Origin of the sequence: Bacillus sp. FJAT-49711, assembly GCF_018343715.1 — a bacterium.
Classification (GTDB): domain Bacteria; phylum Bacillota; class Bacilli; order Bacillales; family Bacillaceae_C; genus Lederbergia.
This window is the reverse complement of record NZ_JAGYPL010000002.1, coordinates 1,087,670-1,103,086: the sequence shown is the minus strand read 5'-3', so window position 1 is coordinate 1,103,086 and position 15,417 is coordinate 1,087,670. Positions and strand designations below refer to the sequence as shown.

Here is a 15,417-nt window from a genome sequence, read left to right as displayed (position 1 = left end):
GGTTTTGCTTTTAAAACAATCTCATTTGCTCGGAAGTACTTTTTTCATTACCAGTTACATATCCCATCCCTTTATATCCAGCAAGACGCTTGTCAAACATTGCTTTTAACATCGGCACATTCTCATCCACATAATCATAAACTTGGACTTCTTGTTTTTGATCATGATCTCGATGAAGACGGCCAACGTATTGCTGTAAAGTTCCTTTCCAGGAAATTGGCATCGTCAAAAATAAAGTATCGAGGCGAGCATCATCAAAGCCTTCACCTATATATTTCCCCGTTGCGATTATAAGTCGCTCCTCATTTTCAGGAATATAAGATAATCTCTCAAGTTCTTTTTTCTGATCCTTTTTCTTCATATTTCCTGATAAGATAATGATGTTTTTGGCAAATCCTCGAAATTGCTTTTTCAATAAATCCAAGTGCTCTAAACGCTCCGTTAATATGATTGGTGACCTTCCTGTCTCCAGTGCTTTTAGTACATCGTCAAAAATTAAATGATTCCTCTTAGAATCTAAAGAAAGTTCCCCATAAATTTTCTGAAACTCAGTTTGTTTAGTATTAAAGTTCGTACTTCTCGTAATCAATCTGTGACCAAACGGTCGTATTTTCGCCTGCATTTTTGCATCTATTTTATAATAAATTGGTCCGCATTGCATCGTAATAATCGGACCCATACCGTCTTTTCTCTTTGGTGTAGCTGTCAAACCAAAAACATATTTCGGTCGTATTTGCTTTAACACTTGTTCAAAAGTAATAGCCGAAATAATATGACATTCATCTATAATAATCTGCCCATATTGGGTGATGAAAGATTTCAACTGACCGCCATAATTCAAACTTTGAATCGTGGCAACATCTATTTTCCCTGTAATATGATTCTTCCCTCCACCAATTTGTCCAATTTCCTTTGAAGAAACATTCAAAAAAGTCGCCAACTTTTCAACCCATTGGTTTATTAGCTGAGTTCGGTGGACGATGATCAATGTATTTACTTTTCGATTTGCAATCATCGCAGCAGCTACAACCGTCTTACCAAACCCTGTCGTTGCAGACAGTGTTCCATAATCATTTTCTATCATCGTCCTTACTACTTCATCTTGTTGGGAGGTTAACTTCCCATGGAAATTTGCTTCAATCATTTCACCATCAAATGTATGGTTAACAATCTCCAGATTAATTGAATGTTTATCACAAAGCTCTAGCAATTCTTTTAAACAACCACGTGGCAAAATCAAATGTTCCAACTCATCGCTCGCGCAATTTATCATCCTAGGTATCCCATACGTTGAAAATCTTCTTCTTTGAGCACGATAAAACTCTGGATTTGTAAATGATGCAATGGCAGCGATATCGGATAATAATGAAGGAGGTAGTCCAGCTTTGTTGACGTAAATTCCATTCTTTAATTCAACTTGTATCTTTTCTGGCTGGTAAAGAGTATCTTTCACGTCATATACAGTGTTTCCTTTATCAGAATAGATAATTTCGTTTACCTCTTGTATCGTCATTTTTCGAACAGTTGATAAATATAACCATTGATCAGGATATGGAATAAAATTTTCATTAACAAATAAACTATTCCTATTTTGCGCAGGTTTCTTTTGAAGAGGCAATGCTATAAGGTTGCCAAAATCTTTATCTGCTAAAGTATCTTGATTTCGGAATAATCGATCAAAGGACTCCAACTGGAAACTTGCATCTTTTTCTTTTGTTTTTCTTAACAGCGTCATGCCTAATTTTCTAGCTGTTGTTGCAGAAATGGCGGATGAGAAAAAAATCCACACATGTGCTCCATTTCCGGATCTGGACCTCTCAATATGAAATGGAACTTTTACCGATTTACATGTTTTTATGAAAGATAACACATCGGACTGCCACTGACTTTTATCAAAATCAACCGCTAAAAACCAACAAGTACCGTCCTTTAACAAAGGATAAATTCCAACAGTCTTTTTACCTTCCAAATGTTCAAAAATTACGTGGTCCGACAGCGGCAACAACTTCCTATGCTGACATGCGTTGCATTTAATGATGGGCTTTTGACAAACCGGCTTCTGCCATTCAAGTGCACATGCTGGCGTATATCCCCTGCCTCCAGATTTCGATTCCCATCTCAATGCATACGTATCTGTTCGCCCTTTAAATATATCCATTAACAGTTCTATTCTTTCATTCATAATGGATTGTTTCGTTAATATTTTGATAGGGTCAATTGGTGATTGTTGATGCATCATCCTGATCAGCAAATGTTTAAGATATCGATTTTCGTTTTTAAGACGTTCAAACTCTTTCATTCTATATACCCCTGAGTAAAAATTTGTATAATAACATTATAGCCAAAAAGTATAGCATTTTATAAGGAAGGTGCAAAAATGAAACTCAAGGTCGCTGATTTGAAAAAACAACTTAAAGAATACGAGAAAAAGGATCTTATTCAGTTAATTGCTGATCTTTATAAAATGAATAAAGATGTTCAATCATTTCTTTCTGTAAAGTTTCTTGGATAAGGTGCGCTTGATTCACTTTTTGAAAAGGCCAAGAAGGACATTAAAAATGAGTTTTTTCCAGATAGAGGATATGGCAAGCTACGTCTAAACATAGCGAAAAAAGCCATCTCTGACTTCAAAAAGATGACAAATGATGATTTAAATACAACGGAACTAATGCTTTTCTATATTGAACAAGGTGTGGATTTTACGAATTCTTTTGGAGATATAAATGAAAGCTTTTATTCAAGCTTAGCAACGATGTATGAAAAAGTAATTCAGACCTGCGAGGAACATGAAGAATATATTCCATTATTAGGAGATAGATTAAATAATGTAGTAAGGAATACGGAGGGCATCGGTTGGGGATTCCATGATCATTTGGCATATGTGTACAGTTCGATTATGTATTTAATCGAGGAAGACTAACATTACTTACAAAGGGAGCAAGTTAATTTAAATGAAACTCTTACTATAGTCAATAAAATAAGCATTATTATTAGCTCTAATCCCTTTCTTTTTAAGAATCAGCTTAATCGGATTTCTATGCCTCTTTTACAACAACTAAAATATTGATACATATGCTTGTGAAAATTATCTTTGTTATAACTTTGTAGTTCAACATGAATAATAATCAATGCATCATCCTATTGGATATAGTAAAAGCGCCGAGACCCCAAAGTCCCGACGCTTTCTTTTTTTATTTTAGTTCCAAATGCTCTTTCAACCTATCTTGAACCTTCACTCGTTCCTCATCAGGAACTACATAGTACCATAGTCCATCGATGGTGGCTCCGCTACCCTCAATTTGAATCTGGTCGATACTGTGACGGGCATCCGTGTAATTTTTTTGTATAGATTTCATTTCATCAAACGAAATATTCGTTTCAACATTTTTACTTAATGCTTTTAGAACATCATCATATTTCCAAAGGGCTGAAATATTGGCACCTTTATTGATGACTCCTTGAATAACTTGACGTTGGCGCAATTGTCGACCAAAATCGCCGCGTGCATCATTTTTCCGCATACGTGCGTAGCTTAACGCTTCTTTACCATTAAGGTTGAGTTCACCAACGGTAAAGTGGTGTCCATCTTGAGTAAAGTCAAGATCATTGTTAACTGTCACACCACCGACTGCATCAACAATTTCTTGGAAACCTTCCATATTCATCTTTACATAATAATCAATTGGAATATCGAGGAATTTTTCGACAGTATTCATCGACATTTCAACGCCGCCACGCGCATAAGCATGGTTAATTTTTTCTACCGTTCCATTTCCGACAATCTCCACTCGGGTATCACGTGGAATACTTAGCATGTCCATAGACTTAGTCTTAGGATTAACAGTTAAAACAATCATTGTATCCGAACGGCCTTTATCACCTGCACGCTCATCTACTCCAAGCATCAATACTGAAAATGGTTCTTTCTTACCAAGTTCTAAATCCGCAGGACGCTTAACTTCCGGAGTACGGTCAATCGGACTATGAACCGCATTAGCTGCTTTAGAAAGATTATGATAAATGGAATAACCGTATGCCACAACACCAGCTACAAGTACAAGTAAAACAATAAGGAATATTTTTAATCCTTTTCTCTTCTTTTTCGGTTTATGTCGACCCATGTTTTTCCCTCTCCCATAATACGCTTTAGATGCCATACTATAATAGACGTTGATTATATACAAAAGTTACAACAATCTATATTATACTCATTCTCTATTAACCATTACAATAGTATATATTTAGAAATTTTCAAGAGTAGGAAGATAAAACGATAAAAACCTCATTTTCTTCTTTATTCTACCAGGGATATTACGTTTCTACAAAAAAAGACGAAAGCTGGAGTGCCTTCGCCTTTATATTGGAAAGAAACATTCAAGCTATGATGAAAAGTTGCTGAAGTTTGTGTATGCTTGTTCATGATGTCTCTTTTTCATTTCTAATCTTTCTTTGTAGCAAGCATCCAAGCAATCAGGGATTAGAACTGCCAACTCTCTCGATTTCATAAAATGCCAATAATACCTGATTCTAAAATATAACCTCTTCATCCAATATCCATCCTCCGCAATTCATAAATCGTCGGATGTCGTATTCGGAAACTGGCTGGCATAATCACATGACCTTAGCCCCTCTAGTTTTGCGTCATCACTTTTCAGAAATTTTGCCAATTCGTACGATTTATGGGTATTCTCAACTATATAATCGTACTGAACCAAATATGAATGAATAGGTATAAATGCTTATTTTACTTGCCAGGCACCTCCTAATTAAGAAAAGGATTTGCCCGGCATGATTGTTAATTCAATTTTTTTCTTCGTATAGCCATCTCTACGGCTCCCACAAGGATTAAGAATCCTCCTAAAAACATCCAGTTCAATATGCTTGTTGCAGTGTTAGGTAATGGTTTCTTTTCTTGATTTGGTGTTTTTCCTGAATCCTTAGAATCATTATCTTTATTTGGATTATCCTTTTTAGGTGGATTAACTATTTCTTCTTTATCCTTAATTGGATCGTACTTTTCTATTTTTTCTTTGTCATTATCTTCTATTTGGTCATCTTTTTTTGGTGGGTCAGAGAAGTATTCATCTGCACCTTCCATGTACATAACCGTAAAAGTGGAAAACTTATGAACATCAAATTGGATTCCCCTAATACCCTTTTTATACTCTACTAATTTTCCACGAACTACTTCCTGTGTACCATCACTATGTTGAATAAAAATGACAAGATTATCAAGAATCTCATTCGTTAATTCATCATCTGTTGGAAGCGGCAAAGTTAGTGTCACCAAATGATTTTGCATATTCGTTTCAATTTTCATTGGGTGTCCAAGTACTTCAATTTGCGCATCCTTATGATCAAGAATATCCTTCACCAATTGTTCCTGCCTAGCTTCCGACTCAATTATTTGTTGTTCTTCTTTAGTTTTAACAGGAACGACACGGAAGTAAAATTCTTCATCGAAATCAGCAAGCGATTCTTCTGGCACAAGAATGTGAGCATGTTCCATCATAATTTGCAATGCCGCGTTTTCTTCTGCTAACAGCTTTCTCGTATCATTTGGTACTGTCACATTAATTTCCGATACTTTATTTTCCGGATCTGGTATAACAATACTTGCCGTTTTATCTTGTTTATCTTTCAGTTTTGTCATTGCTTCTTTAGCTTTATCTTTATTAAAGGAAACTGAATCCTTCACTGTTCCATCTACTTCTGTTGTACGCTCTATTTTTGTTTGAACTAATACTTCATCACTATTCCCAGATACGACATCTACATAGACGACTTCAGTTTCTGATGTTGCTTTTTTCGCACGTGTAACTTGTATACTATACGTCGTCTTCGTAATCCCATCAGGTGCAGTTGTCTCAAGTTGGATTGAATTTGTGCCAACTGAAAGTGGAATGGTTATAGTATTTTCTCCATTGTTTATCTTTTTCCCATTGACCTTGGTAGTAGAAGCTATATCTCCTAATGAAAACGTTAGTGTCAATTGCTCAACATCATAGTCAACATTCGTTTCATACGTATAGATCCCTTCATTAAATGAAGGTGATAGCTTCACATTGTTCGATAGTTTAATAGAAGAAATTTTACTATTAGAAGAAACCCATTTCGCGTAAACTATCATATCCTTTGTTACTGCTTCATTGAAATTAAATTCTTGTAAAAGCTGCTTGTCACTGAACCAACCAGCGAAGGTGAATCCTTTTTTTGTCGGAGCTTTAGGCTCACTTATTTTACCTTTATACTTAACATTTTCAACAGGAATAATGCTGCCGCCATTTGTATCAAACTCTACTCGATAATCGTTCACCGACCATTTGGCATATAGAGTAATGGCTGTTTGCACTGGCGTATTGAAATCGTATAAGTCAGTTAGATTTGAATCTGTATGCCAGCCCGCAAACGTATGGCCTGCCTTTGTCGGATCAGCTGGCTTCGTTGCTTTCTCCTCATAGTTTACTTTTTCAGAAGAAACACCGCTGCCACCATTGCTTTCGTAGCTTATGTTGTATTCGTTGATCGTCCATTTGGCATACAACGTTACATCAGATACGATATTCGTTTGAAAGTCATACAAGTTTTTGAAAAGCGCATCACTATACCAACCAGCAAACGTATAGCCTGTCTTTGTCGGATTTGCTGGCTTCGTAGCTTTCTCATCATAATTTACTTTTTCAGAAGAAACAGTGCTGCCACCATTGCTTTCATAACTTACTTTATATTCATTGATCGTCCACTTTGCATATAAAGTTACATCAGATACGATCTTAGTTTGAAAGTCATATGGCCTTGTAAAAAGCTCATCACTATACCAACCTGAAAACGTATAACCCTTTCTTGTAGGATCAGCTGGCTTCGTTGCTTTCTCCTCATAGTTTACTTTTTCAGAGGATGCAGTGCTGCCTCCATTGCTTTCATAGCTTACATTATATTCGTTGATTGTCCATTTTGCATACAATTTAACATCAGATATGATATTCGTTTGAAAGTCATATAAGTTTTTGAAAAGTGCATCACTATACCAGCCCGCAAACGTATAACCCTTCTTTGTAGGGTCTACTGGCTTCGTAGCTTTCTCTTCATAGTTTACTTTTTCAGAAGAAATACCGCTGCCACCATTGCTTTCATAGCTTACGTTGTATTCGTTGATCGTCCATTTTGCATACAATGTCATATCAGATACAATCTTAGCTTGAAAGTCATACAAGTTTTTGAATAGCGGATCATTATACCAGCCCGCAAACGTATAACCCGTCCTTGTAGGATCGGCTGGCTTCGTTGCTTTTTCCTCAAAGTTCAGTTTTTCAGAAGAAACCTTACTGCCGCCACTGCTTTCATAGCTTATGTTGTATTCATTAATCGACCATTTTGCATACAATGTCATATCAGATGCTACATTATTTTGAAAGTCATATAACTCTGTTAAAAGAGCATTAGTATACCAGCCTTTAAATGTATGACCGAGCTTACTTGGCGCTTTAGGAGTCGTTGCTTTATCTCCAAAATTAACATTTATATCTGAAACATTATTTCCCCCATTACTTTCAAAACGAACAGTATATTGTTTGATCGTCCATTTTGCATATAATGTAGTGTTATCCATAATAGGAAGATCAAAATCGTATGTGTTTGTAAAAAGTGTATCAATATACCAATTGTCAAAAATATGTCCCGTTTTTGTCGGGTTTTCTGGCTTTATCACTTTGTCATTATGATTGACAATTTCCGATGCTACTGTACTGCCCCCGTTTGAATTAAATACGACTAAGTATTTGTTAATATTCCACTTCGCATATAACTTAATATTAGAAGTTACCGGTTCATTAAAATCGTATAAAGTTGTCAATAGCCCATCGCTATACCAATTAACAAACGTGTAACCATCCTTGCTCGGAGTTCCAGGGCTCGCTACTTTATTCCCATGGTTTATTTTTACATTAGGAACATCTTCTCCGCCATTACTATTAAATTCAACTGTATACTGATTGATTGTCCATTTTGCATACAGTGTAACATCAGATGTCACTTGTTTGTTAAAATCATATGGTGTTGTTAGCGAAGAATCACTATACCAGCCTGCAAACGTGTAGCCAACCTTACTTGGCGACTTAGGACTTACCACGTTATCGCCATAATTGACACGAACATCTGCAACAGCACTTCCGCCATTACTCACAAAATTCACATTATATTGGTTGATTATCCATTTTGCATATAATGTTAAATCCGAAATTACTTTCGCATCAAAATCATACGGTGTAGTTCCTTCTGCATCACTGTACCAGCCATCAAATTGATATCCTGTTCTTTGCGGATCACTTGGTTTGTTAACTTTTTCATTATGTCTCACAAATTGATCATCTTTTACATCATCGAAATATTTAAATTCTACTTTATAGTTCTGAATAGCCCATTGTGCATAAAGAGTAATATTTTCAGATCCCACTTCTAGCATGTTAGCCGGAGGGTAAGCAATTCCACTGCCATCTGCCTTAGTATTCCATCCAACAAATTGAAAACCAACTTTTGCTAGATTACCAGTGTTATCATGTACAATAACATGATCACCATTTTTGTAATTCGTTCCATCAACTGGAACACTTCCACTCATTGCCCCATTCGCATCATAACCAACATGATAGTACTGAATTTGTGGGATAGCCCGCAAATATGGATATCCACCAGGATTGATTCCCCAAGTATTATTAAAATCCCAACCAGCATTTGTAAAAGTAGAGTTTTTCTGCATATCAGCTGTAGATTTTGGTGTACCTTTTTCTGTATCCGTTTGTCCAGTAGTATCCTTATCATAGAAACTAGCATTAATAGCGACCCAACTACGAAATCCGACAAGACCACCAACATTATTAGAACCTGTCACTTTTCCTATAGCATAACTATTAATAACTTGAGCTTCCGCATTATGACCAACTAGACCACCAACCCAGCCTTGACCAGCGACATCCCCTGCTGCATAGCTATTACTAATAGTAGCCACGTTCATTGTCTCTTCCCCTTGATTACTTCCAACAAGTCCGCCAATAAAATTAACTCCACTTACATGACCACTTGCGTAGCTGCTTTGAATAAATTCATCGTTTTGACCAACAAGGCCACCAATTGAATTATTACCGCTAACTGTTGCCGTAGAATAACTATTCTCTATCACGCCATTAAAACTGTTATCTCCTACTAATCCACCAACATAAGCAGTGCCTTTAACTTGACCAGTGCTATAACTCTGCTTAATCATTCCATGATTGAATCCGGCTAATGCACCTACACCGTGATTGCCGTTTACAATCACATCAACTAGTCCAATATTTTCGATTAGCCCACTATATCCAATAGAACCAAATAATCCAAGTACTTCCCTAGAGCCCGCATCGTTAATTTTAAGCCCTGTTATGACATGTCCGGCTCCATTAAAAGACCCATCGAACTGATGTATCCCGTCTCCTATCGGCTGCCAGTTCGCATATCCACTTATATCAATATCATTCCCTAATTGATAATGGGCATTTAAATTATTGCGAACACTATTAAGTTCTTCCGCGGTTGTGATAATATAGGGGTTTTCCTTCTTTCCCTCACCCGCCATCGATACAATAGCCGCTTCACTATGAATAGGAGGCAGCTGCATATAAAACAACATTAAACAAATAAGCCATACTGATATTTTTCTTAACATGTAGAACGTCCCTTCTTGCTTTCATCTTTTATGAATGGTTAAAAATTTCGATTAAATCCGAATATTAATCCCATTCCACAGTAATTTTCTACATAATATGACAAAAGACCTTAAAAAAACCTTAAAAACTACATCCAACCTTTTTTCGCAATACTTTTTTCCTATTAATTCTTCCCGGTCCTCCACCTCGATTTTTAACCCAATTTTGATTTACCTTCATCGTTTATCCCAAGATTTTTACCAACTTTAGTACTGAGTCATTAATCTTTTTACGAAAAACAACAATAAAAAAACCGGATTCCCCGTCGATAAATCGACAAAAGATCCGGTTTTTTAAAAAATTTTGAGGATAAAATCACACAAGCTCACAAGGGATTCGTACAGTTATTTTCGTCCCTTCCTCTTGTACACTCCAAACATCCAATTCGGCTCCATATTCATATTTCATTCTTCTTTTAATATTTTTCAAACCAACACCGACTCTTTCATCCACATCGTCATCAAGAATCGCCATTTGTTCACTCGTCATGCCTACCCCATTATCTTCTACCTCAATGCAATAATGACCGTCAGCTGTATATGCAGTAATTTTTACTTTTCCACCTTCTAGTTTTTTTCCGATCCCATGCCTAATCGCATTTTCAACAAGCGGCTGTATTAAGAGCGGCGGCATCTTAATGTTATTTAGATCATCATCAATATGATATTCAACTTGAATTCGATCCCTGAATCGTGCCTTTTCAATTTCCACATAGGACCGAATCAATTTTAATTCCTGGTTGAATGGAACGCGTTTTTGTATATTGCTGAACTGAAAACTCCCTCGTAAATATTCAGCTAAATTAATAGTTAATTTTCTTGAACGATCAGCATCAGTATAACTGGAGGCAACGATTCCATTTAATGCATTATATAAAAAATGCGGTTTAATTTGTGATTGTAAAAATGCCAATTCAAGATTAAGAGCCTTGCTGAATGAGTCTTTCATCGCAAGTAAACTACCAATTCTTGCTTTTAACTCATCTAAATCAAAAGGCTTTGGCAAAAAGTCATTAGCCCCTGCTTCAAATGCCGCTATTTTATCCTTAGGCTGAATCGCCGCCGTAACCATCAAGACTGGAAACTCTGTTAAAGAATACTTCTTTCGTATCTCTTGACATACTTCATAACCAGACATCCCTGGCATCATCAAATCCAAAATAACGAGATCAATCGCAATTGGTTTGTTGATTTCTTCCATCACTTCATATCCGTTTTTTACGGCAATTACATTACAATCAATCATTTGAAGTGTATCAATTAATATTTTTAAATTGGAAAAGTTATCATCGGCAACTAAAACAGTATATTTTCCATTTTGCTTCAAGTAATATGGCGTTGGAAACATGTATTCTGGCTGTTTAATCCCTTTCACAAAACGCTTCTTACTTGCGCTTTGCTTCTCTCCTTCTTTTGCAATAGGCATGCTAATCGTAAATGTCGTTCCCTTTCCTTGAATAGAGGATACAGATATGGTCCCATTTTGCAGCTCAATTAATTGCTTTACAATGGAGAGTCCTAGTCCAATCCCCACTTGCCTTTCTGAAGAAGATTCAAGGGAACGGAACGGCTCAAAAATATACGGAAGCTCTTCTTCAGCAATTCCCGCACCGGTATCGCGTACAGACATGAATATCATGTCATCCCGTACTTCCCCTAGCACTTCCACCAATCCATTTTTAGTATGCTTAATCGCATTATCCAATAAATTACTAATGATTTGTCCTAAACGACTTTTGTCAGCAAGCGCAAACGGTATTTTTTCAGGAAACTTATTTTCCAATTGAATATTACGACCTGTAGCAACGTAAGAATAGATCCGCAAATTAACATCAATTGTAGAACGGACATCGACTGGCTCTAAATAGATGGATAATTCCCCTTCTTTTAGCTTTGAAAAATCTAAAATATCGTACACCAACTGAGAAAGACGCTCTGTAATATTTGTAATAAGCTGCAATCTTTCACGATGTTCTATCGTTAACGGATGAACAGAATCCCCTAACACCGACTTTGAAATATTCATGATCCCGTGTAAAGGCGATTTAAATTCATGGGATGTTCTCGCTAAAAAATCATCCTTCAATTTATCTGCTTTTATTAATTGAACAGAAAGCTCTTGAATTTTTTTATAAGCGTTTGAAAATCTTAAGGACATTAAAAGGGCAAGCATAATTAAAAATAGAAATGGTTCAAAAGGCAACACACTATAAACCGAAACAGCAAAATACGAATAAGCGGTTTGAATAAGAGCATATGCGCTTAAGGAAACAGCAGCAATAGCGAGATAAACACTTCCTGCTATTTTATGGAGCGCAGCAAGGACGAATACATAAGTGACGTATAATAACGAAAGCGTGATATAAATAGATGTAATCGGCAAAAATATACCTGTAGGAAGATGAGTAAGAAAACCAATAGTCGCGATTCCCATTGCCGCTCCTACCATCAGTCCAATGTAAACAAATCTTTTAGAGCAATACGGACGAAACGCTGTATAAACAAACAGAAGCAATCCCATCCCCGTTAGATAGGAAGAAAGAATTTGTATACGATAGTGGAGCCAGAAAGGAACATCGGGAAAAATATCAAAAATGACCCTTTCCCCACTTGCCGCCGTATACAAACCTGTAAAAATACATACGAGCCCAAATATAATTAAGGACAGATCTTCCTTGCGCTGTGAATATAATCCAATAAAATATAATCCCATAATTAGAAAAGATGATAAGATGATCCAATCATGGGCGAGCGCCTTATTATTTAGAGCAGTGATTTGATCAGCGTACCCCAAATAAATAGACCCAATAATACCACCGCCGCCGGGCAATTCATAATTTCCGACTTGGACGATAATTTCATTCCAACCTGGCTGCAGATTAAAATAGCTCGTATACGGCTTATTCTTAGCTACATAATTTTCTTTAATTGCTGGATTTCCACTTTCCCCAATCGTTTTACCGTTTATCATAATTCGGTTCGATAACTGGATTGATGAAATTTTCATACCGTATACTTGCTCAACGTCATTCACTTTAATTTGTAAACGGTAAGTTGCAACACCAAAAGCAGGCATCTTATCATTAAAATTTCCGGGCACGCGTATATGTTTAGGAGTAGTATTTTTAACATTTCCAGGAGTTAATAATTGTTTAGGGTAAAATTCCCACTCTCCATTCAGCGGCAAAACATGATCTGTTGAAAAGTTCCAGCTAGTCAAATCCAAATAGCCTTTTTCCGCTTCCGGAGGTTGCTTTGTCTGATAGGTAAATACCACATATAAAACGGCACAAATGGCAATAAATATAGTAAAAGTAATTATAATAGACTCTATTTTCTTTTTCATTTCGGCCTCTTATCGATATAAAGATAGATTCATTTCCTTATATAGGCGCACCGTATCACTCTCCAGTTCAACGCCTAAATCATGAACAGCCTGTTCTATTAACCTATAAATATTCTTCGCTTCACTTCTTTTTCCAGATTCCATATATAACTTCATAAGATCTCTCGCATCTTTTTCCGAATCAGGAATGATAGTTAAAACACGCCGCAAACATTCTTCGGCAATCGTAATATTGCTTACCTTGAAGTTCTCATAAAATCTTCGCAATGCCTGAATATACAAATTCCTTAATTCCATTTGGGCAGGCAACGCCCAATGATAACCACATCCTGCCATGTACTCACCTTTATATAAGGTGATCAATTGATGATATAACTCACTATTCAATTTCTCTTTTACATTTATTTCGAGAAAAAGTTCTCTCAACTTTTCTTCATCAGTTTCAAAATCATCCAACGTAAAGACGAAGCCCTTACCAAATTTATTTACCTTCGCTGGATATCTATGTTCTATTAGCTTCTTCCGTAAATAAGATAAGCAAGTATATAAATAACTCCTCGCCTTTTTCACATCATAATCAGGCCAAATTGCTTCAATAATGACATCCGTATTCAATGGCTGATCAAGATGATGAATAAGAAACGCACAAACCTCTTTTTCCTTGTTCGTTTTCCAAGGGAGCGCAAGGCTCTTGTCATCATAAAGGAAAAAGCCACCCATACACTGAATATAATGTAATGGCGCCACATCATGTTTCTTGAAACGGGAAATTGTTAATTGCAGCCTCTCCAACGTGATCGGCTTTAATAAATAGTCATTCGTTTGAATTTCAAACGCTTCAACCGCATACTCAGAATAAGCTGTCGTAAACACGATCCGTAGTTTCGGGTTGATATCCTTCAATCTTCTTGCAACCTGTGTTCCTTTCATCCCGGGCATATCGATATCAAGGAAAACAAGATCCACTGACGCCTCCTCTATCACCTGAACCGCCTGAAACGGATCAGTATAACGCCCAATAACTTGAACACTCCCAATCTTCCCTAATAAAATTTCCAATAGATCAAGTGCATCCTCTTCATCATCTAGAAGCAAAACCCGTAACATATAAAATCTCCCCTAAAACGCAAATAAATAAAAATCACACAACTTTAGTAAAAAAGTCCCATTCTTTCCGAATAAAAAATAGAAGTTCGAAAACTCCCACAAGTTGCAACTATATTGAAACACAAAATAGAAAAAAAAGGTAGACAAATATCAAAGATTCCCCCATCCATTCCCAATCCGAATTGTTTCAAAGTTGTTTGAGTGCCAGGCACTCAAACAACTTTGAAACAATTCATACTATTTTAATTATATAGAAACTGAGTTATCTCCTAGTGCTATTGCCCACTTCATATATTTTGGTTATGATAGGAGGTGGAGGAAAATTCAGAATATGATAACTAGGAGGGATTTATTATTCAAAATTTAGTAAAGGATGAATATCAAAATAAGATGAAATTGATGGTTTGTGTAAAGGATGGTTTAAGGAGAACAAAAATGGCAAGTTCCGGGATCATAGTGATAGGTGAGGATCGAGATGGCTAGACCAATGCGAACTTGGCATTATAGCAATTACTATCACGTTACTATTCGTGGAAATAATCGTCAGAGCATTTTTCAAGGGGGGCAGGACGTGTCCGAATACTTTCGGATCTTAAGATATGTCTATGAAAAGTATAGTTTTGAAATATATGCTTACTGTATAATGAATAATCACACACACCTTTTACTTCAATCCCATGAAGTTCCTTTAGGTAAACTCATGGCAATCCTCAACAAAAGATATAGCGATTACTTCCGAAAAAAATACGACTACACAGGGCAAATCTACGAAAACAGATACTTTTCCAAAGAAATTATTGGCTATATGAGTTTACTAAACGTCAGCGCCTATATTCACCGCAACCCCCTAGAAACAAAAACACCAATTGTGCAAACAATGGAACAATACCTCTTTAGCTCCTACCATTACTATTTCCACAATCGGCAATCACCCTATCCATTCCTTAACCTTACCGTGCTCCCCAACCTAATTCCCGGCGAACAACCAGACAAATTACAAGCATATTTACAGTACTGTATCCAATACGAAAGGCCAGGCACCCGTACAACTTTGAAACAATTCTGAATTGTCCCAGAGTTGTGTGAGTGCCCACTAGTGTTGCACGATAACCAATAAATGTAACTTTTGATTTAAAAGTAAAAATTTTCCAGTCGCTTTCATTCTATTTTTTAAAAAAAGGTAACGCTCAGTCTATTTCGACCCAGTTCCCTTTTTTTGTAAATATTT

The 15,417-nt window shown here is 36.4% G+C and carries 8 protein-coding genes, 1 pseudogene and 1 riboswitch; of the genes and pseudogenes, 3 read left to right on the top strand and 6 right to left on the bottom strand.

From position 1 onward, the window contains the following. Window positions 1–10: 10 nt before the first annotated feature. Window positions 11–2,299 carry a TOTE conflict system archaeo-eukaryotic primase domain-containing protein gene (locus tag KHA96_RS12700; protein WP_213129632.1) on the bottom strand — a complete coding sequence of 763 codons (2,289 nt, stop codon included), beginning with the start codon at window positions 2,297–2,299 and terminating at the stop codon, window positions 11–13. Between the two features lie 78 nt (window positions 2,300–2,377). On the opposite strand from KHA96_RS12700, the gene KHA96_RS23255 reads away from it, so the two are divergent. Then, entirely contained in the window at window positions 2,378–2,512 is a 135-nt protein-coding gene (locus KHA96_RS23255; RefSeq protein WP_283248454.1) for a hypothetical protein, read from the top strand. A gap of 21 nt (window positions 2,513–2,533) precedes the next feature. After that, window positions 2,534–2,920 (top strand): annotated as a pseudogene (locus tag KHA96_RS23065) (DUF6155 family protein); the annotation flags it as partial. 271 nt (window positions 2,921–3,191) lie between these two features. Here KHA96_RS23065 and tagU read toward each other — a convergent pair. From tagU to KHA96_RS12670, 5 genes are all read right to left on the bottom strand, one after another. Then, on the bottom strand, window positions 3,192–4,121 hold the full coding sequence (gene tagU / locus KHA96_RS12690) for a polyisoprenyl-teichoic acid--peptidoglycan teichoic acid transferase TagU (protein WP_213129631.1): 930 nt from the start codon (window positions 4,119–4,121) through the stop codon (window positions 3,192–3,194). 258 nt (window positions 4,122–4,379) lie between these two features. Next, window positions 4,380–4,547 carry a hypothetical protein gene (locus tag KHA96_RS12685; protein ID WP_213129630.1) on the bottom strand — a complete coding sequence of 56 codons (168 nt, stop codon included), beginning with the start codon at window positions 4,545–4,547 and terminating at the stop codon, window positions 4,380–4,382. 43 nt (window positions 4,548–4,590) lie between these two features. Further along, a riboswitch (cyclic di-GMP riboswitch) is annotated at window positions 4,591–4,675 on the bottom strand. Window positions 4,676–4,795: 120 nt separating this feature from the next. Further along, the gene (locus KHA96_RS12680; protein ID WP_213129629.1) at window positions 4,796–9,697 is read right to left on the bottom strand and encodes an InlB B-repeat-containing protein; all 4,902 of its coding nucleotides are present in this window, start codon (window positions 9,695–9,697) and stop codon (window positions 4,796–4,798) included. Window positions 9,698–10,052: 355 nt separating this feature from the next. Further along, window positions 10,053–13,082: a hybrid sensor histidine kinase/response regulator gene (locus KHA96_RS12675; RefSeq protein WP_213129628.1), complete on the bottom strand. Its 3,030-nt coding sequence runs from the start codon at window positions 13,080–13,082 to the stop codon at window positions 10,053–10,055. Between the two features lie 9 nt (window positions 13,083–13,091). Further along, window positions 13,092–14,189: a response regulator gene (locus KHA96_RS12670; RefSeq protein ID WP_213129627.1), complete on the bottom strand. Its 1,098-nt coding sequence runs from the start codon at window positions 14,187–14,189 to the stop codon at window positions 13,092–13,094. Between the two features lie 475 nt (window positions 14,190–14,664). On the opposite strand from KHA96_RS12670, the gene KHA96_RS12665 reads away from it, so the two are divergent. After that, window positions 14,665–15,255: a transposase gene (locus KHA96_RS12665; protein ID WP_213129626.1), complete on the top strand. Its 591-nt coding sequence runs from the start codon at window positions 14,665–14,667 to the stop codon at window positions 15,253–15,255. The last annotated feature ends 162 nt before the right edge of the window (window positions 15,256–15,417 follow it).